The sequence below is a fragment of the Aeromicrobium tamlense genome (assembly GCF_013408555.1).
GTDB classification, from domain to species: Bacteria; Actinomycetota; Actinomycetes; order Propionibacteriales; family Nocardioidaceae; genus Aeromicrobium; species Aeromicrobium tamlense.
Genome location: NZ_JACBZN010000001.1, coordinates 1,142,177 through 1,167,428, shown reverse-complemented (window position 1 = coordinate 1,167,428; position 25,252 = coordinate 1,142,177). Strand labels below are relative to the sequence as shown.

The window sequence follows — 25,252 nt, the reverse complement described above, 5'->3', positions numbered from 1 at the left end:
GCACGCTGGCGTCATGATCGACTCGCTGACGACCCTCGGATCCAATCTAGTCGTGCTCGCGGTGTTCCTCGGCGTCGTGGTCGTGGCGCTGCTGGTCGCCCGCTCGGTGTTCGGCACGGTCTCGATCCGGTCGACGGCCGTCGAGGCGGCCGCCCGTCTCACGTCGCTGCCGACCGCGACGCCCGGCGCCCTGCGGCGCCGGTTCGCCCGCGCCGTGACGAGTCAGCACGTCGTCATGCCCAGCGGCGAGCGGCACGCCCACCCGCGCCTCGTCGTGCGGATCTCCCCGGAGGACGCCGAGCGCCTCGCTCCCGAAGGCGAGCTCTCGGGGCTCGAGCGCGATGCCGTCCAGCTGTACCTCAAGCACGCCGCCCGCAACCAGTGGAAGGTGCCCACGGACGTGCAGGTGGCCATCGAGATCGACCCGGTCCTCCGTCCCGGCTGGATCCCGCCGGCGCGCGGGGTCGGCCGCCCCACCGCTCCCGAGCCGGTCGCGTCGGCCCCGACCGGCACCGACGCCCAACGGGCGGCCGCCTGGGCGCGGGTCGCGAGCCCGCGGTCGGTGTCGCTCGCCACGGACGACACCGGTCCGATCACCGCCACCTGGACCGCGGCCCAGATCGACCAGACTCGCGAGCCTGCCACCGTGGCCGTCGGCCGGTCCGGGATCGAGCTGGTGGGGCCCGACGGATCCGCCCACGTGGAGAAGGGGTCGATCGTCGTGCTGGGTCGGGGCGACCAGTCCCCCGTACGGCTCACCGCCCCGGAGGTCTCGGGTCGCCATGCCGCCGTGCGCCACCGCGGCGGCGGCTGGGAGATCCGGGACCTGGGCAGCACGAACGGGACGGTGGTCGACGGCGAGCGCCTGTCGAACGACGCGTGGCAGCCCTTCGGGCCCGGCTCCACGATCGAGCTCGCCGGCGTCCGACTCACCGTGCGCGCCGACGCGTTCGGGACCGTGCCGCTGCTCGGGGGACAATGAGCCCATGGTCGTGACCGTCGGTGCCCTCGACCGGGCACCCCGCTTCGAGATGCTCGAGCGGATCGGCGCGGGCAGTCACGGCGTCGTCTACCGCGCGCACGACCACCAGCTGCGCCGGGACGTGGCCGTGAAGCGGTTCGCGCACGTCCTGACCGACGACCCGCGGGCGATGCACCGCATCCGGCGGGAGGTCAACGCCCTCGCCCGCGTGAGTCACCCGTACGTCGTCACGATCCACGACCTGGTGATGCTGCCCGACGGCGACGGCGAGGAGTCGCCGCACCTCGTGATGGAGCTCGTCGACGGCACGAGCGTGAAGCAGCTGCTCACCGACCACGGACCGAGCATCGAGTCCGTGCGACTCGTCCGGCACGTGCTGGCCGCTCTCGACGCCTGCCATCGGGCGGACATCCTGCACCTGGACATCAAGCCCGCCAACGTCCTGCTGACGGCGGCAGGCGACGTGCGCCTCGTCGACTTCGGCATCTCCCGCGCGGCCTCCGACCTGACGGCCACGATCGCCGGCACTCCGCACTACATGTCCCCCGAGCAGTACGAGGGCCGGGTCGACCGGCGCAGTGACGTGTACTCCGTCGCGTGCCTGCTGTTCGAGACCTTGACCGGCCGCACGCCGTTCCCCGGCCCGCCGGCGGTGCAGCTGATGGCGCACCGCTCGGCCGACCGGCCGGATCCGCGCGAGGTCGATCCGGCGATCCCCGCAGGGCTCGTGGACGTCCTGCACCGTGCCATGGCGATCGATCCCGACCGTCGCTACGCGAGCGCCGCCGACTTCGCCGCGGCGCTCGCCCCCTTCGAGTCGATCGGGGCCGCCCAGGCGGGTCCGACGGTCACCGCCGTCGTCCCGTCGTCCCGCTTGACGCCCGAGTCGGCCCCGGCGCCGAGCGAGCCCGGTCTCGCCTGGACCACGCGCACGGCTCGTACGCTCGCGACCCTCGCGCTCAGCGCCGGCGTCGTCGCACTCGTCCCGACACTCGTGTGGGCGAGCACGTCGCTGTCGCCCGCCGTCGATCACCGCCCGCCCGTCATGGACGATTCCACCGCGTCCGCATGGTGGTGGGCGGCGGTCGTCCTCGCCGTCGCGTTCGTCGCGATCGGACGGAGGGCGTACTTCCGGCTCCTCGCGGACGCGCCGCGCCGAGCGCTGGGCATCGCCCTGGGAGCCGCCATCCGTGGATCCGCGGTACTCGCCTTCCCGTGGTACGCGGCCGGGGTCATGGCGGGCGCCCGCGCGTACGGCCTGTCGACGCCCGACCTGTACGGCTCGTGGGCCGACGTCGCCTGGATCCTCATGCCGCTCGCGACCCTGGTGCTGACGTGGCGGGCGCTGGCCCGCCTGCGCTTCGGGATGACGGGGTTGCTGGCCTTCGTGCTGCGCCTCGGCGCCGCGGCCCTCGCCGCCGCGCTGTTCGCGGCCTACCCGAGCCTGCTCTGAGTTCTCACCCGTCGAAGTCGAGCGTGTCGGGCACGGCCGGCGGGGTGAGGCCGAGGTGCCGCCAGGCCGCCGCGGTGGCGATGCGGCCGCGTGGCGTGCGGGCCAGGAAGCCCAGCCGGACGAGGAACGGCTCGGCCAGCTCCTCGACCGTCTCGCGCTCCTCCGACACCGCCACGGCGAGCGTGGCGATGCCCACCGGTCCCCCGCCGAAGCTGCGGCACAGGACGTCGAGCACGGCCCGGTCGAGCCGGTCGAGGCCGAGGTCGTCGACCTCGTACAGGTCGAGCGCGGCCCGCGCGATGGCGTGGTCGACCGAGCCGTCGGCGCGGACCTCGGCGTAGTCGCGCACGCGGCGCAGCAGCCGGTTCGCGATGCGCGGGGTGCCGCGCGAGCGCGAGCCGATCTCGGCCGAGGCCTCGGCGCTGATGCCCAGGTCGAGCAGATCGGCCGAGCGGCGCACGATGCGGTCGAGGTCGGCGGGCTCGTAGTAGTCGAGCTGGGCGGTGAAGCCGAAGCGGTCGCGCAGCGGGCCCGGCAGCAGGCCGGCGCGGGTGGTGGCGCCGACGACGGTGAACGGCGGGATCTGCAGCGGGATCGCCGTGGCGCCCGGACCCTTGCCCACGACGACGTCGACCCGGAAGTCCTCCATCGCCATGTAGAGCAGCTCCTCGGCGGGGCGCGACATGCGGTGGATCTCGTCGATGAAGAGCACGTCGCCCTCGTTGATGCCCGAGAGGATCGCCGCGAGGTCGCCGGCGTGCTGGATGGCGGGGCCGCTGGTGAGCCGCAGCGGGGCGGAGAGCTGGTGCGCGATGATCATCGCGATCGTGGTCTTGCCGAGTCCGGGAGGACCCGACAGCAGCACGTGGTCGGGGGTGCGCTCGCGCGCGACGGCGGCGTCCAGCACGAGGGCCAGCTGCTCGCGGACGCGCTCCTGGCCGATCAGCTCGTCCAGCGTGCGGGGCCGCAGCGCCTGCTCGAACGCGGTGTCCTGCGGTCCGGCGGCTTCGGCCACGATCGACTCGAAGTCGTCGTACTCGTCCATGCTCATCGGCGCCGGTCCATCGATCGCAGGGCGTCGCGCAGGACGGTGGAGACGTCGGGGTCGTCGCCGACGCCGTCGGCCACGCGGTCGATCGCGGCGTCGGCGTCCTTGGCCGACCAGCCGAGACCGACGAGGGCCTCGTGCACCTGGTCGCGCCACCCCGCACGGGCGGGCGCGGCGGCCGACGCGGCGACGGCGCCGACGCGGTCCTTGAGCTCGACGACGATGCGCTCGGCCCCCTTGCGACCGATGCCCGGGACCTTGGTGAGCGTGGCGTGGTCGGCCGACGCGATCGCGCTGCGCAGGCGCTCGGGTGGCAGCACCGCGAGCATCGCCTGGGCGACCTTGGGGCCGACGCCGCTGGCGGTCTGGACGAGCTCGAACATGTCGCGCTCCTCGGCGTCGGCGAAGCCGTAGAGGGTCATCGAGTCCTCGCGGACGACCATCGAGGTCCACAGCGTGGCCTCCTGCCCGATCCGCAGGTCGGCGATCGTGGAGGGCGTGCACATCACGTGGTAGCCGACGCCCTGCAGGTCGAGGACGGCGGAGTTGAGCGAGACGGTGGCCACGGAGCCCCGCAGATGCGCGATCACCGGGTGCCTCCCGCGGCGGCGACGGCCGCGGCCAGGCGGTTCTGCGCCGAGCCGCGCCACAGGTGGCAGATCGCGAGCGCGAGCGCGTCGGCGGCATCGGCGGGCTTCGGCGGCGCGTCGAGGCGCAGCAGCCGGGTGACCATCGCGGTGACCTGGGCCTTGTCGGCCCGGCCGCTGCCGGTGACGGCGGCCTTGACCTCCGACGGGGTGTGCAGCTGGACGGGGATGCCGTGGCGCGCCGCGACGAGCATCGCGATGCCGCTGGCCTGGGCCGTGCCCATCACCGAGCGGACGTTCTGCTGGCTGAAGACGCGCTCGACCGCGACGACGTCGGGCCGCAGCCGGACGACGAGGTCGTCGAGCGCGCGCTCGAGACGCAGCAGCCGCTTCGCGAGGTCGAGGTCGGCCGGGGTGCGCACGACGCCGACGTCGACCAGGTCGAGCGGGCGGCCCACCATCCCCTCGACGACGCCCACGCCGCACCGAGTGAGGCCGGGGTCGACTCCGAGCACACGAAGGGAACGCATGTTCGACACTGTAGGCGGTGGCGGCGACGGCCTCGCGGAGGCACGCCGCGCGCCGGGCTCAGCCCGTCAGCTGGTCGTCCGGGGTGCGCTCGATCTCCTCGGCCAGCTCTCCGGCGACGCGGCGCGCGTTCAGCCGTCCCGCCACGAGCGTGCGGTGCAGCGGCCGCTCGGAGCCGTCGCGGCGCAGCTCGACGGGATACCGCGCGAGCAACAGCCAGCCGGCGACGAGCAGCACGGGGACGAGCGCGAGCACCCAGCCGCGATCCGACTTCAGCAGGACCGGCGTCAGGACGCCGAGCAGGACGAGCCCCGCCACGACGAGCAGCGGGCCGAAGCCGCCACCGGTCGGCGTGCCGCCGACGACGAGGTCGCCCTCGTGTCCGCGCAGCGCGGGACGACCGACACGGACGGTCCACCCGACGCCGTCGGGGGTGCGCACGCGTCGGTCCATGGCCACATCATGGCCGAGGCCGGCTCAGAGCTCGGCCATGACCTCGTCGGGCGCGTCGAAGTTGGCGAACACGTTCTGCACGTCGTCGGAGTCCTCGAGCGCGTCGATCAGCTTGACGACCTTGGCCGCCCCCTCGGCATCGACCTCGACGGTCACGCTGGGCACGAACGAGGCGTCGGCCGAGTCGTAGTCCAGGCCGGCCTCCTGCAGTGCCGTGCGGACCGTGACGAGGTCGCTGGGGTCGCACAGCACCTCGAAGCTGCCACCGAGGTCGTTGACCTCCTCGGCGCCCGCGTCGAGCACCGCCATCAGGACGTCGTCCTCGTTGGTGGCACCGCCCTCCTGCTCGGCGGGGACGATGATGACGCCCTTGCGGCCGAACATGTAGGACACCGAGCCCGGGTCGGCCATCGTGCCGCCGTTGCGGGTCATCGCGGTGCGGACCTCCATGGCGGCCCGGTTCTTGTTGTCGGTGAGGCACTCGATGAGGAACGCGACGCCGCTGGGGCCGTAGCCCTCGTACATGATCGTGGTGTAGTCGGCGCCGCCGCCGTCGGCTCCCCCGCCGCGCTTGACGGCGCGGTCGATGTTGTCGTTGGGGACCGACTGCTTCTTGGCCTTCTGGATCGCGTCGTAGAGCGTGGGGTTGCCGTCAGGGTCGGGTCCACCCGTGCGCGCCGCGACCTCGATGTTCTTGATCAGCTTGGCGAACAGCTTGCCGCGCTTCGCATCGATCGCGGCCTTCTTGTGCTTGGTGGTTGCCCATTTGGAGTGGCCCGACATGTCGTTCCTTTGCGTAGTCCTAGCTCTGCTTCACGAGATCGACGAAGAGTCCGTGCACACGGTCGTCGTCCCCGACCTCGGGGTGGAAGGACGTCGCCATGAGCGGCCCCTGCCGCACCGCCACGATCCTACCGGCGGCCTCGCCCGAGGGGACCGCGGCAAGCACCTCGACGCCGGGCCCGACCTCCTCGACCCAGGGGGCGCGGATGAACACGGCGTGCACCGGGTCGGCGACGCCCGCCATCTGCAGGTCGGTCTCGAACGAGTCGACCTGACGGCCGAACGCGTTGCGACGCACGGTGACGTCGAGACCGCCGACGGTCTCCTGCCCCGCCGCACCGTCATGGATCCGCTCGGCGAGCATGATCATCCCGGCACAGGTGCCGAAGGTGGGCATGCCGTCCTTCACGCGCCGGCGCAGCGGCTCGAGCAGGTCGAACGTGCGCGCCAGCTTGTACATCGTGGTGGACTCCCCGCCGGGCACGATGAGCCCGTCGCACCGCTCGAGCTCGGCCGGGCGACGGACCGTGAACGCGTCCACGCCCAGCCGCTGCAGCGCGTGCAGGTGCTCGCGGACGTCGCCCTGGAGGGCGAACACACCGATGGAAGTCACCCCGGAAGTCTAGTCACCCTGGGCGACGGCGACCCTGACGTCGGTCAGGTCGAGTACATGGCCCTGTGACGTGTTGCCGAAGCCCGTGCCGAACGGGAAGTCGACCACGACCTCCGCGGCGAGAACGTCGCCGTCGTGGTCGTCCGTGATCTGGCCCGCCAGAGGCGTCCCGTCCACCGTGTACGTATCCGTGATCGAGACGTCGTCGGCCAGGCCGCCCTGACCCTCGAGGCCCGTGACATCGACGGTCGCCTCGAGGTCGTCGCCGGTCGCCGATATCGTCCACGAGCCGGTGAACAGCAAGGTGTCACCCGGAACGGCACGCACGGCCGAGACGTCGGCGAGCGGAGTGCCGTTGAGCGTCCAGGCGCCGGGCGTGGACTCCGTCAGCGTGAGTCGGCCTGCTGAGATGCTGCCGCCGGCGACGGATCCGGAACCGTTCCAGTACGCGAGCGACGCCGCGCCGCCGAGCAGCACGAGCGCCGAGGCCCCGGCGACCGCGCCCTTGGTCCAGGTCTTCATGAGCTCCTCCCCGTGGGGAACGGGAACGACGTCCTCGTGTCGTCCGACCCGCGCTCTTGGAGTCGTCTCGGCCCGGCTCAGGCGCCGGCCGATGTGACGAGAGTAACTCGTGTGACGGATGGGGCCATCGGGGGTGGGGAGAGCTCAGGCCGTCCCGCAGTACGTGCGGTAGCTGAACTCGAAGAGCCCGCGCGTCTCGTAGAGCTTGAGCGTGACGTCGGAGGACGTCCACGTCGTCGACGACTTGAGCCGGCTGCTGACGCGCGCCGTGTACTGGACGGCACCGGCGTCGAAGAGGCCCCACGGGGTGAAGTTGCGCGCCACGTTGACGGTCTGGGCAGCGCCCACGGTCCCCGCTCCCGTGATCGTCCCGCCCCGGTTCGCGACGGTCGCACCGGTCTGGTCGTTCACGATCGTGACGACGTAGTCGTAGCGGGCGTCCTGGTGCGGGAACGTGAGATTGACCGACGCGCCACTGCCGCCGACATTGGTGCACGTGAAGGTGGCCGGCGCCTGCACGCTCGCGGCCCCGAGAGCGCCGGAGACGATCGTCGGGCTGTCGCCGAAGGCGGCCATGGTGGGCTGGAGCCCGAGTCCCGAGGCCACGAGCAGCGCACCGGCACCCGCGCCCACGCCGACGACGCGCCGCACGCGGTGGCCCACGCCGTGATCGGGGACGAGCCCCCGATCGTCGGGTGCGGCGTCGTCGCTGTCGTCCTCGGCCGACGCGTCCGGACCGCCACCGCCGTCGCGACGGAACGCGATCACCAGGATCGTGGCCACGAGCAGTCCGATGACGAACATGCCGAACGGCGAGTTCACGGCGTTGATCACGTAGCCGGCCTTCGGCACGGAGAAGCTCACGCGCTCGACCTCGTCGACGTTGTACGCCTGCTCGTCCGGCGAGGCGTTGGCGTCGCCCTGGAGCTGCAGCACCGCTCCCCCGTCGTCCTGAGGATCGATCCCGGTGACGCGGTGCGTGATGCGCACGCCGCGGTCGTCGATCACGCTGACGACGTCGCCCTCGGCGAGCTCGTCAGCCGGCACCGTGGTGGCGAAGGCCAGGTCGCCGGCCTCGATCGCCGGCGACATCGAGCCCGACGTGAACACCAGTGGCGTGAGCCCGAAGGCGAGCATGGCGGCGGTCCAGGCCAGGCACAGCGTGCCCAGGCCGGCGCCGATCCACAGGATCGTCTCGCGGAGCGTGCGGTTCATGTCAGGTCACTCGTTCGTCGGGTCGGGGTCACTGCAGCTGGCTGGCGGTGAGGGAGAACGTCGCGGTGCCCGTCGTTCCCTGCGCACTGTTGCCGGTGGTGGACGGCATCGCCACGCGGAAGCACAGGTTCTTGCTGAACGTCGTGCCGCCGAGGTTCACGGGCGTGGCCGTGGGGATCAGCGGCTTGGCGGTGCCGTCGAGCGTGACGTTCGTGGACAGCTGCGTTCCTGAGCAGGTGTTGGAGCGGACACCGTTCGCGTTGGTGGTCTGGGTCCCGGCGGTGCCCTCGTAGACCGACCACTGGACGTGGGGCGACAGGGTGCCCGCCGCCGTGCCGGTCGCGGTGAGCGCGAAGCCCGCGGTGTTGGCCTTGCGCTGCACCGGCACAGTGAACGCGAAGCTCTCCCCCGGGATCATCGCGGTGGCCGACATGGCCGTGTTCGTGACCGAGCCGCCCTGGCCGTCGAGCCGGCCGTCGAGGATCAGCAGGTCGAGCGATCCGGCCTGGATGGTGCCCGTGGTCAGCTGGGCCTCGTCGGTCCAGTACGCCAGCGTGCTGACGCTGGTCAGGCCCAGCACCATGCCGAGGCTCAGGATCGCTCGCGTGCGGGTCGACCGCAGGGTGCGGACGAGGCGCGAGGTCGTGGACTGCGTCATGAAACGTCACTCTCTTCTCGGTTCCGGCGGGCGCCCAGGGCGAGCCACAGGCCGGTGATGGAGGCGCCGATGCCCGCGGGCAGGAGCCACGAGGGCAGCTCGGCGCCGGTGCTCGGCAGCGAGCCGTCGCGCGCGGGCGCGGTCTCGGCTCGATCGCCGGGAGCGACCGCGCTGGTCGGCGAGGCCGCGGTGGGCCTCGCGGTCGGCTCCGTGGTCGGCCCGGTGGTCGGCTCGGTCCCGGTGACCTGGGTCAGCCGGGTCCGGACGTCGAACGCGAAGTGCTGGGCCTGGTCGGCGTTGGACGCCGTCTCGGACAGCGCGGCGCGGACCTGGACCCGTGCCGTCGCGCCCGCCGCCAGAGGACGAGGCGCGGTCCAGGCGGTGGAGAGGGGCTGCCACGCCTCGCCATCGGTCCGGATCTGCACGTCGAGGTCGCCGGACGCGTGAAGGGCGCCGTCCCGGGGCACGATCACCAGCTCGATCTCCGCGGCGTCGGAGGATTGGTTGCGGGCCCAGAACTCTCCGGTCTGGGCGTCACCGGGCACCCAGCGGGTGTCGTCGGCGAAGACCGGCTCGGTCAGCGTCGAGGTCCACGGACCGACCCCGTCGGCGCTCAGGCCGAGGCGGGCCGCGGGCGCCGAGGCCGCAGAGGACCCCAGGGGCACCATCACGGCCAGCATGACGGCTGCCCCGAGTGCACCCGCTGCGGTGCGCACGGACTTCATCGCGTGGTCACCGCCTCGGCGTCGGAGTCGCTCCGGCGGCGGTCGCGGATCGCGCCGGCGAACATCCACGCGGCGTAGAGGCCCAGGCCACCCGCGACGACGTACACGGCCGAGTCGCGCTGGTCGTGCCCGATCGCCGTGCTGAGGAATCCCAGCTTCGGCACGGCGTACCAGAGGGTGCCCTTGAGCTGGACCGGCTGGACCGGCTCGGCGTCGACACCGTCGTTGGCGTCGCCCTGCGTCGTGAACTCGGGCTGGCCGTCCGCCCCGTAGGCGACCGAGACGACCCGGTGGGTCACGACGTCGCTGCGGCCCGACTCGAGCTGGTAGGTGACGACCGTGCCCACGCCGATCTCCTCGGCGGGCGTCGGCCGGACCACCACAAGCGTGCCGGGCGGGTAGGACGGCTCCATGGAGCTGGTGAGGATCGTGTAGGGCGTCGCGCCCCCGATCCGCGGGACGAGCACGCCGACGGCGATCGCCGAGGTGGCCACGAGGATGACACCCCAGGCCAGAGCCTGGACGGCCCACCCCAGCACCGTGCGGTGCGTGCGGGTGGTCGTGGTGGTCGTCATCCTCGTGGGCCTTCCTCGTTCGATGGTCGGTCGGTTCGCTCAGTCCCGGGTCACTGCACCTGCGTGAGGGCGACCTTCACGTCGGACAGGTCGAGCGTCAGCGTCTGCGTCGTGTTGTCAGCAGAGGTGCCGAACGGGAAGTCGACGTTCAGGGTGGCGGCGAGGGTCTCGCCGTCGTCGGCGCTCGTGATCTGGTTGCCCGCGGGAGCCGTGCCGCCGACGAGGTAGGTGTCGGTGAGGGTGACCGCGGAGGCCAGCGAGCCCGAGGCGTTGAAGCCGGTCACGTCGACGACGGCCTTGAGGTTGTCACCGGTCGCGGTGATGTCCCAGCCGGCGGTGTACTCGAGCTCGTCGCCGGGAACGACGCGCACGGAGGACAGGCTGGTGACGGGGCTGCCGTTGAGCGTCCAGGCGCCGGGCGTCGGGTCGGTCAGCTTCAGCTCGCCGGCCGTGATGGAGCCACCGGCGATGTCGCCCTCGGCGTTCCAGTACGCCAGCGAGCCCGCTCCGCCGAGCATGAGGACGGCGGCGGCTCCGGCGGCGATGGCGCCCTTGGTGGACTTGTTCATCTTCTTCTCCTACGTCATGAGGCTGATCGACCATCGATCACATCCGTAACTGGTGCATCTGTTGCACCTGCTACAACCATGTAACGACGAAATACCGGCACTCTGATGCCATTTAGCGAAGAAATAACGAAAATGAGTCACATGTCACGAACGATTCATGACTAGAGTCATGGTTCTTTGTGACCATGACATCGTCCTTTGTGACCAAGGACCCCCCTACGAACGAACGCCCCCGGCCGAAACCGGGGGCGTTCGCTCGTCAGCTGTGGTACGGGTCACCAGCCGCGGGTCTCCAGGCGGTGCGGCTCGGGGATCTCGTCGACGTTGATGCCGACCATGGCCTCGCCCAGGCCTCGCGAGACCTTGGCGATCACGTCGGGGTCGTCGTAGAACGTCGTGGCCTTGACGATGGCCTCGGCGCGCTGCGCGGGGTTGCCCGACTTGAAGATGCCCGAGCCGACGAACACGCCCTCGGCGCCCAGCTGCATCATCATGGCCGCGTCGGCCGGGGTGGCGATGCCGCCCGCGGTGAACAGCACGACCGGCAGCTTGCCCGCCTCGGCCACCTCGGCGACGAGCTCGTAGGGGGCCTGGAGCTCCTTGGCCGCCACGAACAGCTCGTCCTTCGGCAGGCTCTGCAGACGCGCGATCTCGGCGCGGATCTTGCGCATGTGGCCCGTGGCGTTGGAGACGTCACCGGTGCCGGCCTCGCCCTTGGAGCGGATCATGGCCGCGCCCTCGGTGATCCGGCGCAGCGCCTCGCCCAGGTTGGTGGCACCGCACACGAACGGGACCGTGAAGGCCCACTTGTCGATGTGGTTGGCGTAGTCGGCCGGGGTCAGCACCTCGGACTCGTCGATGTAGTCCACGCCCAGGCTCTGCAGCACCTGCGCCTCGGCGAAGTGACCGATGCGGGCCTTGGCCATGACGGGGATCGAGACGGCCTCGATGATGCCGTCGATGAGGTCGGGGTCGCTCATGCGGGCGACGCCGCCCTGGGAGCGGATGTCCGCGGGCACGCGCTCGAGCGCCATGACGGCGACGGCGCCGGCGTCCTCGGCGATCTTGGCCTGCTCGGCGTCGACGACGTCCATGATGACGCCGCCCTTCAGCATCTCGGCCATGCCGCGCTTGACCCGGGCGCTGCCGGTCGTGGACTGGTCGTTGCTGGGGATCTCGGTACTCACGGGTCAAGTCTACGAGGCCCGCTGATCGCTCCCGTCCCGGCCGGTCGTCGACGAGACGAGGGTCAGGCGGCGTCGGCCTGGCGCCTGACCATCGCCATGCGCTGGGCCACGGTGACCAGGCTCGCGGCGGCCAGCGCCCACAGCGTGACGTGCTGCAGGATCGGCAGGTCGAACAGGCCCGACAGGCCCGTCATCACCAGGATCGAGACCAGGCGGTCGGACCGCTCGGCGATGCCGCCCTTGGCCTCCATGCCGAGCGACTCGGCGCGGGCCCGGATGTACGACGTCAGCGCGCCCAGGACGAGGCAGGCCAGCGCGAGGCACAGGTAGACCTTGGAGTCGCCCTCCCACGCGTACCAGAGCGCGATGCCGCCGAAGACCGCCGCATCGCCGACGCGATCGAGCGTGGAGTCCAGGAACGCCCCGTACTTCGAGGAGCGGCCGAGCTTGCGGGCCATCGTGCCGTCGATGATGTCGCTGAACACGAAGGCGGTGATGAACAGCGTGCCCCAGAAGAAGATCCCCTGCGGGAAGAAGAACAGCGCTCCGAAGGACACGCCGATCGTGCCGACCCAGGTGACCATGTTCGGAGTGACGCCGATCCTGATCAGGCCGTCGGCGACCGGCGAGAACAGCCGGTTCCAGAAGGCGCGGAAGCGTTCGAGCATCAGGTCACCTGCTCACTGGTCGACTGCGGGCCAGGCGGCACGCAGGAGCTCGGCGGACTCGGCGATCGTCTGCGGCAGCGTCTTGGTGCGCCCGACGACGGTCATGAAGTTGGCGTCGCCACCCCACCGCGGCACGACGTGCTGGTGCAGGTGCTGCGAGATCGAGCCGCCGGCGGACGCCCCGAGGTTGAGGCCGACGTTGTAGCCGTGCGGCGAGCTGACCTCGCCGATCGCGCGGATCGCCTGCTGCGTCAGCAGCGTCAGCTCGGTGGACTCCTCGAGCGTGAGCTCGGTGAGGCCGGACTCGTGCCGGTTCGGCAGCACCATGAGGTGGCCCGGGTTGTACGGGTACAGGTTCATCGCCACGAAGCAGTGCTCGCCGCGCACGACGATGAGGTCGGTCTGGCGCTCCCCCGCGACCATCGCGCAGAACGGGCAGCCGTCGTCGTGGCCGGCGTCGGTGCCGGCCTCGCGGACGTAGGCCATCCGGTAGGGCGCCCACAGCCGCTCGAGGCCGTCCGGATCCGGCATCAGACCTGGACCCGGTCGCGCACCGCGGCCACGATCTTGGCGACCGCGTCGTCGAGCGAGACGCCGTTCTCCTGCTCTCCGTTGCGGAAGCGGAAGGAGACGGCACTGGCCTCGACGTCCTTGTCGCCGACCAGCACCATGAACGGCACCTTCTGCGTCTGGGCGTTGCGGATCTTCTTCTGCATGCGCTCGTCGGAGTCGTCGACCTCGAAGCGGATCCCCTCGGCGCGCAGCCGCACCGCGAGCCGCTCGAGGTACTCCACGTGGCGCTCGGCCACGGGGATGCCCACCGCCTGGACCGGGGCGAGCCACGGAGGGAAGGCGCCCGCGTAGTGCTCGACCAGCACGCCCATGAACCGCTCGATCGAGCCGAACTTGGCCGAGTGGATCATGACCGGCTGCTGGCGCGAGCCGTCGGCGGCGACGTACTCGAGGTTGAAGCGGTCGGCCGACGGCTGGTTGAAGTCGTACTGCACCGTGCCCATCTGCCACGTGCGGCCGATCGCGTCGCGCGCCTGGACCGAGATCTTCGGGCCGTAATAGGCCGCGCCGCCCGGATCGGGCACGAGCTCGAGGCCGGTCGCGGTGGCAACCTCCTCCAGCACCTTCGTCGCGGTCTCCCAGTCCTCGTCGGAGCCGATGAACTTGTCCTTCGAGGCGTCGCGGGTGGACAGCTCGAGGTAGTAGTCGTCCATGCCGAAGTCGTCGAGCAGGCTCAGCATGAAGTTCAGCAGGTGGGCCACCTCGGCGGGCGCCTGCTCGGGCGTGACGTAGGAGTGCGAGTCGTCCTGGGCGAAGCCGCGCACGCGGGTGAGGCCGTGGATGACGCCCGACTTCTCGTTGCGGTACACGTGGCCGAACTCGAACAGCCGCAGCGGCAGCTCGCGGTACGAACGCTGGCGCGACCGGTAGATGAGGTTGTGCATCGGGCAGTTCATCGCCTTGAGGCGGTAGTCGCCGCCGTCGACCTCGAGCGCCGGGAACATGCCCTCGCCGTAGTACGGCAGGTGGCCCGAGGTGTGGAACAGGCCTTCCTTGGCGATGTGCGGGGTGCCGACGTACTCGAAGCCCTCCTCGATGTGCCGGCGGCGGACGTAGTCCTCCATCTCACGCTTGATCACGCCACCGCGGGGATGGAACACCGGCAGGCCCGAGCCGATCTCGTCGGGGAAGCTGTAGAGGTCGAGCTCGGTCCCCAGGCGACGGTGGTCGCGGCGTTGAGCCTCCTCGATGCGGTGCAGGTGCGCCTCGAGGTCCTCCTTGGTGGGCCACGCGGTGCCGTAGATGCGCTGCAGCTGCTTGTTCTTCTCGTCGCCGCGCCAGTAGGCGGCCGCCGAGCGCATGAGCGTGAAGGCCGGGATGCGCTTCGTGGTGGGCAGGTGCGGGCCGCGGCACAGGTCCTTCCACGCCAGCGAGCCGTCGCGCTTGAGGTTGTCGTAGATGCTCAGGCCGCCCTCGCCGACCTCGACGCTGGCACCTTCTGCGGCATCGCTCGCGGAGGACTTGAGGCCGATGAGCTCGAGCTTGTACGGCTCGTCGGCCAGCTCGGCGCGGGCGTCGTCGTCGCTGATCTCGCGGCGGCTGAACTTCTGGCCCTCCTTGACGATCTTCCTCATCCGCGACTCGATCTTCTGGAGATCCTCGGGAGTGAAGGGCGTCTCGACGTCGAAGTCGTAGTAGAAGCCGTCGGCGATCGGCGGGCCGATGCCGAGCTTCGCGTCGGGGAAGAGCTCCTGCACGGCCTGCGCCATGACGTGGGCCGTGGAGTGGCGCAGCACGTCGAGGCCGTCGGGCGAGTCGATCGCGACGGGCTCGACGACGTCGCCGTCGGCCAGCTCGCGCGCGAGGTCGACCAGCGCGTCGCCCACCCGGGCGGCGATGACCTGGGGGTCGTCGGAGAACAGCTGCCACACCCGCGTCCCGGGATCGACCTGCTGCTGGGCTCCGTTGACGGTGACGGACAGGCTCATGAGATCCCCTCGGTGACTGGGCGGCCCCTACGGCTGGGCAGCGCTCTTGGCCTCACCCTACCGACGTCGTCGTTCTGCCCCGGCGACCGTCCCCGCTCGCGTACGCTGGGTGGACTTTGTCCCCGTTCTCGGAAAGGCGTCATCGCATGCGCCGCACCCTCCTCGGCCTCGTCGCCGCCGTCGCCGTCGCCGCGAGCACCACGCTCGTCGCCGCACCGGCCCAGGCCGCCGCCAAGCCGGTCACCATCAAGACGATCTCGAACAAGTCCATCGACTGGTACGGGACCGCGCTGGTGAAGCCGTCCTTCACGAAGGCCAAGAAGGTCAAGGTCCTCAAGAAGGCCATGACGATCCACCAGGGCGGGAAGGTGCTGCGCAAGAACCGCACCGCCGTGAAGCTCAAGCCCGGCACCTACCGCGTGACCACGAAGGTCACCTACAAGTACAAGGGCAAGAAGCGCGCCACCGTGAAGAAGCAGCGCCTCGTCGTCAAGCAGGGCCGCTGCGCCACCGTGCAGAACCTGCGCAGCCTCAAGGTCGACCCGGCCTTCTCCCCCGACGTGATCGGCGACAGCATCGCCAACACCGCCCGCAAGCTGCACTCGCGCGGCTCGGGCGAGTCGTACACGCCCGACAAGCTGATCGCGCAGCTCGAGGCGCTCAAGGTGCTGCTCGGTGACGAGATGCCCGAGATCGTCGTCCTGATCGACGAGGCCATCGCCGAGGTGAAGGCTCTGCAGGCCAAGGGCGTGACGGTCCTCGAGGACCGCACCTACCAGGGCTGCGGCAAGCAGGACATCGACGTGTACGCCACGTTCGCCAACGGCGAGCTGATCATGGCCGAGGACGACTCGGACCTCATGATGATGAGCGGCGCCCGCGCCGCGCTCGCCGCCGCGCGCTGAGCCGCGTCCCGGCCGGGGCTCAGCCCTGGCCGGGCCGGCGGTGGCCGTCCGGCTCCACGAGCAGCTCGTCGCCGAGCAGCCGGCAGGCCAGCAGCGCGAGCTCGAGGTCGACCCGACGGTCGCCCAGGCGGTCGTCGAGGTCGGCCGTGATCCGCTCGATGCGGTACTTCACCGTGTTCCGGTGTACCTGCAGCGCCTCGGCCGTCGCCTGGAAGTTCCGGTCGTGGTCGAGCCACGCACCGAGCGTGGCCCGTGCCCGGGCCGCCGCGGGCGAGACCTCGCCGAGCGGCCCCAGCACGTCGCGCACCCAGCGCTGCAGGCCTCCGGGCTGCTGCAGCAGCAGGGAGATCAGGGCGATGCCCCGGTCGCCGAACCCCACCACCTGGCCGATGCGGTCACCGGCCGTGAGCGCCAGCTCGAACGTGTCGCGCGCCTGCGCGTGCGTGCGCCGGAAGCCGTCGATGCCCGGCTCGGGCAGGCCGACGGCGGCACCGAGATCCGGGAACTTCGCCAGCACCTCGGCCACCACGCGGTCGATCGGCTCGGCGTGACGCCCCCGGCCCATCCACAGCCAGCCGGTGGTGCGGTCGATGGCGGAGAACAACGGCGGCGTGCCGGTGCCGATCCGCGCGTCGAGCTCGCGGCTGATCCGCTCCATCGTGAGCAGCGCGTCGGTGATGCCGCCGGGATCGCGCGACCACAGCACGAGGCCGACGTGGTGCTGGTCCATCCGGTAGCCGGTCTCGGACTCGAAGTCGTGCACCGACGTGTCCACGCCGCGCAGCAGGCCCTGCAGCATCGCCGAGGCGACGTTGCCCGAGGTGGTCGCCCAGCGGCCCCGCTCGTCCTCGTAGCGATCCAGCAGGTGCAGGCAGATCCAGTCGATGTACTGGTAGACCGCGTCGGCGATGACGCGGACCGCCCGCAGGGTGTGGGCGCGGTCGGCGTCGACCTGCTCGAACTCCTGCAGCACCACGGTCATGAGGTACTCCTGGCCCAGCTGGTAGGCCCGCACGAGGGAGTACGACGGGACGCCGCGCTGCGCGAGCCGCAGCGCGTACTCGACGGCCGCGGTGGGCGCCTGGATCCGCTCCACCGGGATCGCGTTGATGAGCAGGTGGACGATCGTGTTGATGTTGCTGTCGACGCTGGCGTCCAGCAGGTCGATGAGCGGCTGGTCGAGGTCGAGGTCGCTGATCGACCGGATGTTGTCGGTGAGCACGCGGGTCAGGTAGGGCTGCTGCTCGGCGAGCCGCTGTCCCATCGTCGCCACGAGCCGTCGGACCTCGGCGGCGTCGGGTCCCGCCCCGGTCAGCGGCTGCGTCATGGCCCGATGGTCCCGGCGATGCCCGCGCGGCGCAAGGCCCTGCGGGCGGCGAGATGGCCGCACATCCCGTGGGCGCCCGCGCCCGGCGGGGTGGCCGCCGAGCACAGCCACGTGCCGGGGACGCCGGTGGCGTACGGGTCGAGCGCGACCCGCGGACGGAAGATCAGCTGCCGCGGCGTGTTCGCGCCGGTCACGATGTCGCCTCCCACGTAGTTCGCGTTGTCGCGGGTGATCTGCTCGGTGGAGCGCACCGACATGCCGACGACGCGCTCGCGCACGCCCGGCGCGAACCGCTCGATCTGGGCCAGGATCGCCTCGGTGGCGTCGCCGTCGTACCCGGACGGGACGTGCGCGTAGGCGTCGATCGGGTGCACGTCCCCCGCGCGGCGGCCCGGGTCGGCCTGCGACTGCTGGCCCAGCAGGACGAAGGGCCGTTCGGGCATCCGGCCGCGCCAGACCTCGCGCTCAGCCGTGGCGATCTGCGCCATCGAGCCGCCCAGGTGGACCGTGCCCGCGGCACGCGTGGGCTCGTGGGTCCACGGGATCCCGCCCTCGACCGCGAGCGCGACCTGGAACGCGCCGGGTCCGTAGCGGTAGCGGCGGTAGGCCCGGGCCACGCGCGGCGGCAGGGCGTCCCCGAGGATGTCGGCGGCGGCTCCCGGCGTGGTGTCGAGCATGACGATGTCGGCGTGCGCGAGCTGGTCGCGGCCGGTCACGCGGACGCCCGTGGTGACCTTCCCGCCGTGCTCCGCCAGCAGCTGCTCCATGGCGCGCGAGATCGCCGCGGTGCCGCCCTCGGCGACGGGCCACCCGTAGCGGTGGGCCGCCGTGCCGAGGGCGACGCCGATCGCGGACGACAGCGGCGAGCCCAGCGGCCGGAACGCGTGGGCCGCGACGCCGGCGAACAGCGCCGCCGACTCCGGCGACCGCAGCATCCGGCCGAGCCACGTGGCCGGCAGCAGGCTGGCCACGCCGAAGCCGGCCAGGGCGATCGGGTGCCGCGGCACGTGGACGATCGGCTGGAGGAACTCGGTGGCGATCTTGTCGAACCGGTCGGACAGCGGGCCGAACAGCCTCCGGTAGGCCGCGCCGGACTCCCCCAGCGCCTGCGCCGTGCGGTCGACGTCGCGCCACACCGCAGCGCCGGAGCCGCCGTCGAGCGGGTGCGCGTACTGCACCTCGGGCCACCGCCAGGCCAGGCCCTCCGCCGCCAGGTCGAACGCTCGACTGAAGGCCGTGTCGACCGCGAGCGGGTGGAACCCCGAGCACTCGTCGTGCAGCACCCCGTCGACCGTGTAGTGGCCGCTGCGGGTGCCGCCGCCGATCTCGTCGGCGGCCTCGAGCACCTCGACCTCGACGCCGGCGGCGGCGAGGGTGAGGGCGGCAGCGAGCCCGTTCGGACCGCTGCCGACCACCACCGCCGTCGTCACGTCGCCACCTTCTCCTCACCGGACAGCTCCCCCGCCGGACGGTAGCCGGGCGCCTGCCACGTGACCGTGTGCTGGACGCCGTTCGGGATCCAGGGCTGCTCGGACACAGCATCGCGCACGTCGTACCACCCGCGCTCGACGACACCCAGGGCCGCGTCGATCACCTTGTACTGCACCTTCGTGGTGTGGATCGGCTGCGACTCGGTGAACGTGGTGACCCACTCGCCGGGCTCGAAGCCGCAGCGCTGCTGCACCGCCGCAATCGTGCGCTCGTCGAACAGGTGGCCGTCGCCGAACTGCCAGCCCAGCAGCACCGTGCAGACGACCTCGCCCTCACGGAGCCGGTAGTTCTCGAGGGCGTCGACGTGTCGCTGCATGAGTGCGAGCTGCACCCGGCCGTGGCTGTGCATGCTGCGGAACGCGACGCACTTCTGCAGGAAGACCTCGGCCACGTCGTAGCCGTACAGGGCGGCGAGCTGCTCGCGCTGGATCCTCATGCCCTTCACCAGACCCGCGTCGAGCTTGTCCTCGGCGCCGTTCATCCGGAACGCCATCGTGCCCGACGCCCAGTTGCCGGCGTACTGGCGCATGGAGATGAGGAACGAGACCCACTCGGGCTTGAGGTTGCCCAGGATCGGGCCGGTCAGGAAGCCGACCAGCACGGCCGCGAGCAGCCACGGGCTGGAGAAGTCGCCGATGCCGTAGCCGTCGCCGGCCATGAACCCGCCGAACAGGAACGGCGTCACGAAGATGAAGAAGATGTTCCACTCCAGCGGCACCGCGAGCGGGTAGGTGGAGTAGATGAACAGGTGGAACGCCATCATGCCGGCGATCGCGAGCCACGTGATCGTCGCGTTCGTCGAGAACAGCAGCACGAGCGGCAGCACGAGCTCCACGACGGTGCCGCCGATGTGCGCCCACCCGAACGCCATCCTCGTGGGCATGAGGTCCTCGTTCTCGACGTCGCGGTAGAGCGAGCGCTTGAACCGCTTCGAGGTCAGCCACGGGGTGTTGCTCATCATCGCCTGGACGACGAACGTCAGGTGGTGGCCGAACTTGGAGACGCCGGCGCCGAGCCAGATCGTGACCATCGCGATCTTGGCGACCAGCACCATGTCGACGTGCGAGGACAGCGTGGCGAAGGCCAGCAGGCACAGCGCGTACTGCTCGGGACGCGAGGCCAGGAAGACGACCTTGTCGCGGAACGCCATGACCACGAGGCCCACGAAGTAGGCGACGAGCGGCCAGGACGCGATCATGCCGACCTCGGAGTAGGCCGCGTCGGTCTGCTGCCCGGGCAGGACCAGGGCGACGACGAGCATCGCCACGAGGGCCAGGTAGAGCGCGACGTCGAAGACGCTCCGGGCCGCGCCGCCCGTGCCGGGGACCGTGTCCCCGTAGGGCGGGCAGCGCAGGGTGCCGACCTTCGTCCAGTACTTCCAGCCGCCGGTGAACGGCCCGAACTTGAACGAGAGCGGTCCCCACGAGGCCGCGTGCCCCGTGATCTCCCACAGCACGATCCAGACCATCAGCTTCTGGTAGACGATCAGCTCGCCCCACCAGTCGCCGAGGGACAGCAGGCCCAGCCCGGGCGTGGTGAGCCCGACGACGAGCCAGCCGCCGACGATGAAGGCGATCGTCTTGACCAGGTAGATCGCGTGCATCTGCTTGGGCCCGCCGAAGCCGTAGTCGGCCCAGTGCACCGCGAGCAGCCTCATCCGGTCCATCACCGGCATCTGCTCGAACCGCTCCGGATCGACCGGTGGCATGTCCGCTGTCGTGAATCCCATGAACCTCGACCTTTCTCGATGTGTCAGGCGCTGCGCACGAGTCGGCGCAGGGTGGGCTTGTCGATCTTTCCGACCGGGTTCTTCGGCAGTGCCTCGACGACGTCGACGGCAGCCGGGACCTTCACCCGGGTGAGCTCGCGCCGGCAGTGCGCGAGGACGTCGTCCTCGGTCAGCACCGCGCCGGGGTAGGCGACGACGAACGCGACGGGAACCTCGCCCAGGACGTCGTCGTGGCGGCCGACGACCGCCACCTCGAGGACGCCCTCGATGCGCGCGATCGCGTTCTCGATCTCCTTGGGATACAGGTTCTCGCCGCCGCGGATGATCATGTCCTTGATCCGGTCGACGAGCTGGAGGTAGCCGTCCTCGTCGAGCCGGCCCACGTCGCCGGTGTGCAGCCAGCCGTCGACGACCGTCTCGGCGGTGGCCTCGGGCTTGTTCAGGTAGCCCTGCATGACGGTGGGGCCGGCGATGAGGACCTCGCCGGTCTCGCCCGGGGGCAGGTGCTCGCCGTCCGGTCCGGCGATGGCGATGCACTGGCCCGGGAGCGCCGGGCCGACGGTGCCGAGCTTGCGCACGGCGTCGGGGCCGACCGGGTTGCAGGCCGAGGCGCACGTGCCCTCGGTCAGGCCGTAGCCCTCGACCATCACGAAGCCGAACCGACGCTCGCAGGCCGCCAGCAGCTCCTGCGACACCGGCGCCGCGCCGCACACGACGAACCGCAGCGACGACGTGTCGGGACGGACCTCCTCGGGCAACGCCGCGAGCAGCGCGTAGATCGTCGGCACGGCCGAGAAGTAGGTGGGGCGCAGCCGCTCGACCTCGCCGAAGAACGTCTGGGGGCTGAAGCGCCCGATGATCGTCAGCCGGCCGCCGACCCGCAGCGGCGCGAGCAGGGAGACCATGACCGCGTTGACGTGGAACAGCGGCAGGATCAGCATGCAGTGGTCGTCCGCCGTCAGCTCCATGTGCCGCGCCATGGTCGCCGACATCGCGTCGACGTTCGCGTGGCTCAGCATGACGCCCTTCGGCCGGCCGGTGGAGCCGCTCGTGTAGACCAGCAGCGCCAGGTCGTCGGGCGAGACATCGACCGGGGCGGCGCCCGTGGGGGTGGCCGTGGCGAGGGAAGCCACGGTGAGGGGTCGGGCGCCGCCGGTCGGTGCGTCGTCGCTCTCGACGACGATCAGGGTCGCTCCGGAGTCGGCGACCTGGTGCGTGGCCTCGACCTCGGTGAACGCGGGGTTGACCGGCGTGGCCGTCCCGCCGAGCCGCCACGCGGCGAACAGGCAGACCACCAGCTCGACGCGGTTCGGCAGCATCACGGCCAGGACGTCGCCGCGTCCGAACCCCTCGGCGGCCAGACGTCCCGCCACGGCGGACGCGCGGGCGTCGAGCTCGGCGAACGTCAGGGCCGTCCGCTCGTCGGCGACGGCCGGTGCGTCGCCGTGCTGCTGGGCGAGTGCGTCGCTGAGATACGGCAGGGTCATCGCGTCGTTCCTCCGGTCCGAGTGTGTGATGTGGGCCACAGTTCCGGACCGTAGGCCAGTCGCGCATGCCGCAAACAGGCGCGTTTCGGCAGAACTTCGGGGCGCGGATTGTGCACGGCGGACAAACCAGGGTGCGCCACCCCAGCCTCTTGTCACTCGTGCACAAGTTGGCGGCCCGGCTTGTCACTTCGGTCCATCGCGCCGTCGCGACCCGCCGGCGGTCCACACTGACGTCATGGAGGACCGGACGCCATGACGGCGGTGACCTGGTGGGGGCACTCGTTCGCCACGGTCGAGCTGCCCGGAGCGACCGTCGTGACCGACCCGCTCATGGTGCGCCGCCTGTTCCACGTGCGGCGCGCCTCGCCCCCGCCGCCGTCGGCGGCGACCCGCGCCGACCTCGTCCTGGTCTCCCACCTGCACCACGACCACCTGCACGTGCCGACGCTGCGGCGGTTCGACGACACCGTCCCGATCGTCGTCCCGCGCGGGGCGGTGCCCGCCGTGCGACCGCTCGAGCGGCTCGTCACGATCGAGGTGTCCCCCGGCGACCGTCTCCAGGTCGCGGGCGTCGACATCGAGGTCCTCCCCGCCCGCCACGACGGCCGGCGCGACAAGCGACCTGGTGCGGCCGAGGCGCCATCGGTCGGCTACCGGTTCGGTCGCGACGGCACGACGTGCTGGTACCCCGGCGACACCGGGGTGATGGACTTCCGCGCCGTCCGCCCCGTGGACCTCGCGCTCGTGCCGATCGGCGGCTGGGGCCCGTCCCTCGGCCACGGCCACCTCGACCCCGTGCAGGCCGTCGAGGCCGTGCGGCAGGTCGGCGCGCGCTGGATCGTGCCGGTCCACCACGGCACCTACTGGCCCGTGGTGCTGCGGTCCTCGGGGCCGACACACGAGGAGTGGTTCACCCGGCCGGCCGGCCGCTTCCTCGAGGCCGCCGCCGAGGCCGGCCTGGCCGACCACGTGGTGGCGCCGCCGATGGGCGTCCGGACGCCCCTGCCGCGTGGGACGATGCCGATGTGAGCCAGATCGCACCCGTCGGCTGGGCCGAGGAGCGCGTCGTCGCCGTCCGGCGCTCTCGGTGGGTGCCGCGCGTCGCCGACGTGATGCAGGCGCTGTGGACGGTCCTCGTCACCACCGCCGCGGTCACCCTCGGCCTGTGGTCCGTCGGCGAGACCGTCGACGACAAGGTGCAGCTGATCGTCTTCGTGATCGTCGCGATGTTCCTCGTCGACGTCGTCCTCGCCGGTCCGCTGCGGCTGCTGGCCTCGCGCGGCAGCGTGCTGCTGGCGATGGCGCTCGGCCTCGGCGCGCAGGTGGTCGTGCTGGGTACGGCGATCAGCCTCGGCGCCCGGGCCGACCTCGACGTCGGCGAGACGCTCGTCGTCCTGCTCGTCGCGTCGGCGGTCATGGCCGTCGGACGCTGGTTCTCCGGCGCGACCGACAGCGGCTACGTCGTCGGCGCCGCGACGGCGCGCACCGCGCGCGCCCTCGGGCGGGCGCGGTCCGACCCCGGCGGCCGCGGCGTGCTGGTCGTCCAGCTCGACGGACTGGCCCTGCCCGTGCTGCGCCGCGCGATCGCCGGCGGGCAGGCGCCCAACATCGCCCGCTGGATCGGCTCGAGCCACGCGCTGACGGGCTGGTGGGCCACGATCCCCTGCACCACGCCGGCCAGCATGGCGGGCTTCCTGCACGGCAGCCCCGACGTGCCCGCGTTCCGCTGGTGGGACCGGCGCTCGGGTCGTCTGCTCGCTGCGGGCAACCCGGCCGATTCGCGCTTGGTCGAGTCGCGGTTCCCGCCCGACTCGGGCCTGCTGCGCGACGGGAGCGCCATCAGCACGACCTACACGGGCGGCTCGTCGCGCGCGTACCTGACGATCAGCAAGGCCACCCGCGTCCGCGACCTGGGGTCCGGCTCCACGTACCTCGCGTTCTTCATCCGGCCCTTCCTGCTGCCCGGGGCGATCGTCATGACCGTCGGCGAGGTGCTCAAGGAGCTGCACCAGGGGTACCGCCAGCGCGCTCGCGACGTGCAGCCGCGCATCCCCCGCAAGGGCGGCTACGTCGTGCTGCGCGGTGTGACGAACGTGCTGCTGCGCAAGCTCAACCTGTCGCTCGTCGCCGAGGAGATGGCGCACGGCTCGCCGCTGATCTTCGTGGACTTCGTGGACTACGACGAGATCGCCCACCACGCCGGTCCCGAGCGCCCCGAGTCGATGCGCGCGATCGAGGGCCTCGACGGGGTCCTCGGTGCGCTCGAGGGCGTGGCGCGCTCGGTGGCGACGCGGTACGACCTCGTCCTGGTCTCGGACCACGGCCAGAGCCTGGGCGCCCCGTTCTCCGACCTCGCCGGCGTCTCGTTCCCCGAGCACGTGGCGGCGCTGATGCGCACCGACCAGTCCGACGCGTCGCTGCTCACCACCACCGAGGGTGGCGAGGAGCGTGGTCCCGTCAACGCCCTGGTCTCCAGCGTCGTCGGCGAGGGCCAGCGACGCCCCGAGAAGGTCGTGGCCGACTCCGAGGATCCCGAGGTCGTCGTCACCGGCGGTGGCAACCTCGGCATGGTGTGGTTCCCCCGCCTGGCGGAGCGGCCCGCGCTGTCGCAGGTCGACGGCACGTGGCCGAACCTCGTGCCGGGCCTGTTGGCCAGTCCGGGCGTCGGACTCGTCATGGGCACCGACGACACGGGCGAGCCGATCGTGTTCGGGCCCGCAGGCGCACGCGCGCTCGGCGCGGACGGCACGGTGACGGGCGAGGACCCGCTGCGGGCCTACCCCTCGCGTACCGCGGCCGACCTCGCCCGGCTGCACGGCCTGCAGGACTGCGGCGACCTCGTCGTGATCTCCACGGTGGACGAGCTCGGCGGCATCCACGCGTTCGAGGGGCAGGTCGGCTCGCACGGCGGCATCGGCGGTCCGCAGAACCACGCGGTGCTCGTGCACCCGCGCGGCTGGAAGGTCGACCCCGACCTGACCGAGCCCGTGCCCGAGCTCGGCGACTCCCCCGTGCTGGTGGGCGCGTGGAGCGTGCACCGCCAGCTCCGCACGTGGGCGGGACTCCCGTGAGCGACGCGATCGCGCGGCTCGAGCGCTGGGTCGCCCACGGCGGCACGTGCCAGCTCGTCGAGCTCGGCGCCGAGGCCGACGTCGTCCTGTGCCGTTGCGACGGAGGCGAGGAGGTCGAGCGCTTCCGGACCAGCGACCCCGTCGTCATCGACTGGGTGCGTGAACAGCCCTGAGG

26 protein-coding genes are annotated in these 25,252 nt (G+C 71.7%); 6 read left to right on the top strand and 20 right to left on the bottom strand.

From position 1 onward, the window contains the following. Positions 1-13: 13 nt before the first annotated feature. Both BJ975_RS05860 and BJ975_RS05855 read left to right on the top strand, forming a co-directional pair. Positions 14-982 carry an FhaA domain-containing protein gene (locus BJ975_RS05860; RefSeq protein ID WP_179424247.1) on the top strand — a complete coding sequence of 323 codons (969 nt, stop codon included), beginning with the start codon at positions 14-16 and terminating at the stop codon, positions 980-982. A gap of 4 nt (positions 983-986) precedes the next feature. Further along, positions 987-2,435, top strand: a complete 1,449-nt coding sequence (locus BJ975_RS05855; RefSeq protein WP_179424246.1) for a serine/threonine-protein kinase — start codon at positions 987-989, stop codon at positions 2,433-2,435. Positions 2,436-2,439: 4 nt separating this feature from the next. Here BJ975_RS05855 and ruvB read toward each other — a convergent pair whose 3' ends face one another. From ruvB to thrS, 16 genes are all read right to left on the bottom strand, one after another. Continuing rightward, a complete protein-coding gene (gene ruvB, locus BJ975_RS05850; protein WP_179428047.1) occupies positions 2,440-3,480 on the bottom strand; it encodes a Holliday junction branch migration DNA helicase RuvB in 1,041 nt (346 codons plus the stop codon). 2 nt (positions 3,481-3,482) lie between these two features. Beyond that, positions 3,483-4,073 (bottom strand): Holliday junction branch migration protein RuvA, encoded by a 591-nt coding sequence (ruvA, locus tag BJ975_RS05845; RefSeq protein ID WP_179424245.1) that lies wholly within the window; start codon positions 4,071-4,073, stop codon positions 3,483-3,485. Further along, on the bottom strand, positions 4,070-4,600 hold the full coding sequence (gene ruvC / locus BJ975_RS05840; protein WP_179424244.1) for a crossover junction endodeoxyribonuclease RuvC: 531 nt from the start codon (positions 4,598-4,600) through the stop codon (positions 4,070-4,072). The genes ruvA and ruvC overlap by 4 nt, the downstream gene beginning before the upstream one ends. Before the next feature lie 58 nt (positions 4,601-4,658). Continuing rightward, entirely contained in the window at positions 4,659-5,051 is a 393-nt protein-coding gene (locus BJ975_RS05835; protein ID WP_179424243.1) for a hypothetical protein, read from the bottom strand. Positions 5,052-5,075: 24 nt separating this feature from the next. Then, positions 5,076-5,834 carry a YebC/PmpR family DNA-binding transcriptional regulator gene (locus BJ975_RS05830; protein WP_179424242.1) on the bottom strand — a complete coding sequence of 253 codons (759 nt, stop codon included), beginning with the start codon at positions 5,832-5,834 and terminating at the stop codon, positions 5,076-5,078. A gap of 19 nt (positions 5,835-5,853) precedes the next feature. After that, positions 5,854-6,447, bottom strand: coding sequence for a pyridoxal 5'-phosphate synthase glutaminase subunit PdxT (gene pdxT, locus BJ975_RS05825; protein ID WP_179424241.1), 594 nt, complete (start codon positions 6,445-6,447; stop codon positions 5,854-5,856). A gap of 9 nt (positions 6,448-6,456) precedes the next feature. Then, complete coding sequence (locus BJ975_RS05820) at positions 6,457-6,969, bottom strand: alternate-type signal peptide domain-containing protein (protein ID WP_179424240.1); 513 nt, start codon at positions 6,967-6,969, stop codon at positions 6,457-6,459. A gap of 144 nt (positions 6,970-7,113) precedes the next feature. Further along, positions 7,114-8,184, bottom strand: a complete 1,071-nt coding sequence (locus tag BJ975_RS05815; protein WP_179424239.1) for a signal peptidase I — start codon at positions 8,182-8,184, stop codon at positions 7,114-7,116. A gap of 28 nt (positions 8,185-8,212) precedes the next feature. Then, positions 8,213-8,842 carry a SipW-dependent-type signal peptide-containing protein gene (locus BJ975_RS05810; protein ID WP_179424238.1) on the bottom strand — a complete coding sequence of 210 codons (630 nt, stop codon included), beginning with the start codon at positions 8,840-8,842 and terminating at the stop codon, positions 8,213-8,215. Next, positions 8,839-9,567 carry an LPXTG cell wall anchor domain-containing protein gene (locus BJ975_RS05805; protein ID WP_179424237.1) on the bottom strand — a complete coding sequence of 243 codons (729 nt, stop codon included), beginning with the start codon at positions 9,565-9,567 and terminating at the stop codon, positions 8,839-8,841. Before BJ975_RS05805 ends, BJ975_RS05810 begins: the two co-directional genes overlap by 4 nt. Further along, positions 9,564-10,142 carry a signal peptidase I gene (locus tag BJ975_RS05800; protein WP_179424236.1) on the bottom strand — a complete coding sequence of 193 codons (579 nt, stop codon included), beginning with the start codon at positions 10,140-10,142 and terminating at the stop codon, positions 9,564-9,566. Before BJ975_RS05800 ends, BJ975_RS05805 begins: the two co-directional genes overlap by 4 nt. 50 nt (positions 10,143-10,192) lie before the next feature. Continuing rightward, positions 10,193-10,711, bottom strand: coding sequence for an alternate-type signal peptide domain-containing protein (locus BJ975_RS05795; protein ID WP_179424235.1), 519 nt, complete (start codon positions 10,709-10,711; stop codon positions 10,193-10,195). 275 nt (positions 10,712-10,986) lie between these two features. Further along, positions 10,987-11,898, bottom strand: coding sequence for a pyridoxal 5'-phosphate synthase lyase subunit PdxS (gene pdxS, locus BJ975_RS05790; protein WP_179424234.1), 912 nt, complete (start codon positions 11,896-11,898; stop codon positions 10,987-10,989). Positions 11,899-11,960: 62 nt separating this feature from the next. Continuing rightward, positions 11,961-12,566 carry a phosphatidylinositol phosphate synthase gene (gene pgsA / locus BJ975_RS05785; protein ID WP_179424233.1) on the bottom strand — a complete coding sequence of 202 codons (606 nt, stop codon included), beginning with the start codon at positions 12,564-12,566 and terminating at the stop codon, positions 11,961-11,963. Positions 12,567-12,578: 12 nt separating this feature from the next. Further along, positions 12,579-13,097: an HIT family protein gene (locus BJ975_RS05780; RefSeq protein WP_179424232.1), complete on the bottom strand. Its 519-nt coding sequence runs from the start codon at positions 13,095-13,097 to the stop codon at positions 12,579-12,581. Continuing rightward, positions 13,097-15,067, bottom strand: a complete 1,971-nt coding sequence (gene thrS / locus BJ975_RS05775) for a threonine--tRNA ligase (protein ID WP_179424231.1) — start codon at positions 15,065-15,067, stop codon at positions 13,097-13,099. The genes BJ975_RS05780 and thrS overlap by 1 nt, the downstream gene beginning before the upstream one ends. Positions 15,068-15,213: 146 nt before the next feature. On the opposite strand from thrS, the gene BJ975_RS05770 reads away from it, so the two are divergent. Further along, positions 15,214-15,972 (top strand): hypothetical protein, encoded by a 759-nt coding sequence (locus BJ975_RS05770; protein ID WP_179424230.1) that lies wholly within the window; start codon positions 15,214-15,216, stop codon positions 15,970-15,972. 19 nt (positions 15,973-15,991) lie between these two features. Here the strand turns inward: BJ975_RS05770 and BJ975_RS05765 are convergent, their stop codons facing one another. The 4 genes from BJ975_RS05765 to BJ975_RS05750 are packed head-to-tail and all read right to left on the bottom strand — an operon-like array spanning position 15,992 to position 22,006. Continuing rightward, a complete protein-coding gene (locus tag BJ975_RS05765; RefSeq protein ID WP_179424229.1) occupies positions 15,992-17,299 on the bottom strand; it encodes a PucR family transcriptional regulator in 1,308 nt (435 codons plus the stop codon). Beyond that, positions 17,296-18,729 carry a phytoene desaturase family protein gene (locus BJ975_RS05760; protein ID WP_179424228.1) on the bottom strand — a complete coding sequence of 478 codons (1,434 nt, stop codon included), beginning with the start codon at positions 18,727-18,729 and terminating at the stop codon, positions 17,296-17,298. Before BJ975_RS05760 ends, BJ975_RS05765 begins: the two co-directional genes overlap by 4 nt. After that, complete coding sequence (locus BJ975_RS05755) at positions 18,726-20,519, bottom strand: DUF3556 domain-containing protein (protein ID WP_179424227.1); 1,794 nt, start codon at positions 20,517-20,519, stop codon at positions 18,726-18,728. Before BJ975_RS05755 ends, BJ975_RS05760 begins: the two co-directional genes overlap by 4 nt. 23 nt (positions 20,520-20,542) lie before the next feature. Further along, a complete protein-coding gene (locus BJ975_RS05750; RefSeq protein ID WP_179424226.1) occupies positions 20,543-22,006 on the bottom strand; it encodes a class I adenylate-forming enzyme family protein in 1,464 nt (487 codons plus the stop codon). Positions 22,007-22,258: 252 nt separating this feature from the next. Between BJ975_RS05750 and BJ975_RS05745 the strand changes: the two genes are divergently transcribed. Genes BJ975_RS05745 through BJ975_RS05735 form a run of 3 tightly spaced genes read left to right on the top strand, consistent with a single transcriptional unit; the run spans position 22,259 to position 25,250 of the window. Then, positions 22,259-23,035, top strand: a complete 777-nt coding sequence (locus BJ975_RS05745; protein WP_179424225.1) for an MBL fold metallo-hydrolase — start codon at positions 22,259-22,261, stop codon at positions 23,033-23,035. Further along, positions 23,032-25,077 carry an alkaline phosphatase family protein gene (locus BJ975_RS05740; protein WP_179424224.1) on the top strand — a complete coding sequence of 682 codons (2,046 nt, stop codon included), beginning with the start codon at positions 23,032-23,034 and terminating at the stop codon, positions 25,075-25,077. Before BJ975_RS05745 ends, BJ975_RS05740 begins: the two co-directional genes overlap by 4 nt. Beyond that, the gene (locus tag BJ975_RS05735) at positions 25,074-25,250 is read left to right on the top strand and encodes a hypothetical protein (RefSeq protein ID WP_179424223.1); all 177 of its coding nucleotides are present in this window, start codon (positions 25,074-25,076) and stop codon (positions 25,248-25,250) included. Before BJ975_RS05740 ends, BJ975_RS05735 begins: the two co-directional genes overlap by 4 nt. The last annotated feature ends 2 nt before the right edge of the window (positions 25,251-25,252 follow it).

What these genes read in the sequence shown, in the direction of transcription:
- ruvB (WP_179428047.1), bottom strand. Translation starts at nt 3,480, where the DNA reads ATGGACGAGTACGACGACTTCGAGTCGATCGTGGCCGAAGCCGCCGGA.
- thrS (WP_179424231.1), bottom strand. Translation starts at nt 15,067, where the DNA reads ATGAGCCTGTCCGTCACCGTCAACGGAGCCCAGCAGCAGGTCGATCCC.
- BJ975_RS05800 (WP_179424236.1), bottom strand. Translation starts at nt 10,142, where the DNA reads ATGACGACCACCACGACCACCCGCACGCACCGCACGGTGCTGGGGTGG.
- BJ975_RS05770 (WP_179424230.1), top strand. Translation starts at nt 15,214, where the DNA reads ATGCGCCGCACCCTCCTCGGCCTCGTCGCCGCCGTCGCCGTCGCCGCG.
- BJ975_RS05820 (WP_179424240.1), bottom strand. Translation starts at nt 6,969, where the DNA reads ATGAAGACCTGGACCAAGGGCGCGGTCGCCGGGGCCTCGGCGCTCGTG.
- BJ975_RS05860 (WP_179424247.1), top strand. Translation starts at nt 14, where the DNA reads ATGATCGACTCGCTGACGACCCTCGGATCCAATCTAGTCGTGCTCGCG.
- BJ975_RS05830 (WP_179424242.1), bottom strand. Translation starts at nt 5,834, where the DNA reads ATGTCGGGCCACTCCAAATGGGCAACCACCAAGCACAAGAAGGCCGCG.
- BJ975_RS05755 (WP_179424227.1), bottom strand. Translation starts at nt 20,519, where the DNA reads ATGGGATTCACGACAGCGGACATGCCACCGGTCGATCCGGAGCGGTTC.
- BJ975_RS05810 (WP_179424238.1), bottom strand. Translation starts at nt 8,842, where the DNA reads ATGACGCAGTCCACGACCTCGCGCCTCGTCCGCACCCTGCGGTCGACC.
- BJ975_RS05815 (WP_179424239.1), bottom strand. Translation starts at nt 8,184, where the DNA reads ATGAACCGCACGCTCCGCGAGACGATCCTGTGGATCGGCGCCGGCCTG.
- BJ975_RS05855 (WP_179424246.1), top strand. Translation starts at nt 987, where the DNA reads ATGGTCGTGACCGTCGGTGCCCTCGACCGGGCACCCCGCTTCGAGATG.
- pgsA (WP_179424233.1), bottom strand. Translation starts at nt 12,566, where the DNA reads ATGCTCGAACGCTTCCGCGCCTTCTGGAACCGGCTGTTCTCGCCGGTC.
- ruvC (WP_179424244.1), bottom strand. Translation starts at nt 4,600, where the DNA reads ATGCGTTCCCTTCGTGTGCTCGGAGTCGACCCCGGCCTCACTCGGTGC.
- BJ975_RS05835 (WP_179424243.1), bottom strand. Translation starts at nt 5,051, where the DNA reads ATGGACCGACGCGTGCGCACCCCCGACGGCGTCGGGTGGACCGTCCGT.
- BJ975_RS05750 (WP_179424226.1), bottom strand. Translation starts at nt 22,006, where the DNA reads ATGACCCTGCCGTATCTCAGCGACGCACTCGCCCAGCAGCACGGCGAC.
- BJ975_RS05780 (WP_179424232.1), bottom strand. Translation starts at nt 13,097, where the DNA reads ATGCCGGATCCGGACGGCCTCGAGCGGCTGTGGGCGCCCTACCGGATG.
- BJ975_RS05745 (WP_179424225.1), top strand. Translation starts at nt 22,259, where the DNA reads ATGACGGCGGTGACCTGGTGGGGGCACTCGTTCGCCACGGTCGAGCTG.
- BJ975_RS05765 (WP_179424229.1), bottom strand. Translation starts at nt 17,299, where the DNA reads ATGACGCAGCCGCTGACCGGGGCGGGACCCGACGCCGCCGAGGTCCGA.
- BJ975_RS05805 (WP_179424237.1), bottom strand. Translation starts at nt 9,567, where the DNA reads ATGAAGTCCGTGCGCACCGCAGCGGGTGCACTCGGGGCAGCCGTCATG.
- BJ975_RS05795 (WP_179424235.1), bottom strand. Translation starts at nt 10,711, where the DNA reads ATGAACAAGTCCACCAAGGGCGCCATCGCCGCCGGAGCCGCCGCCGTC.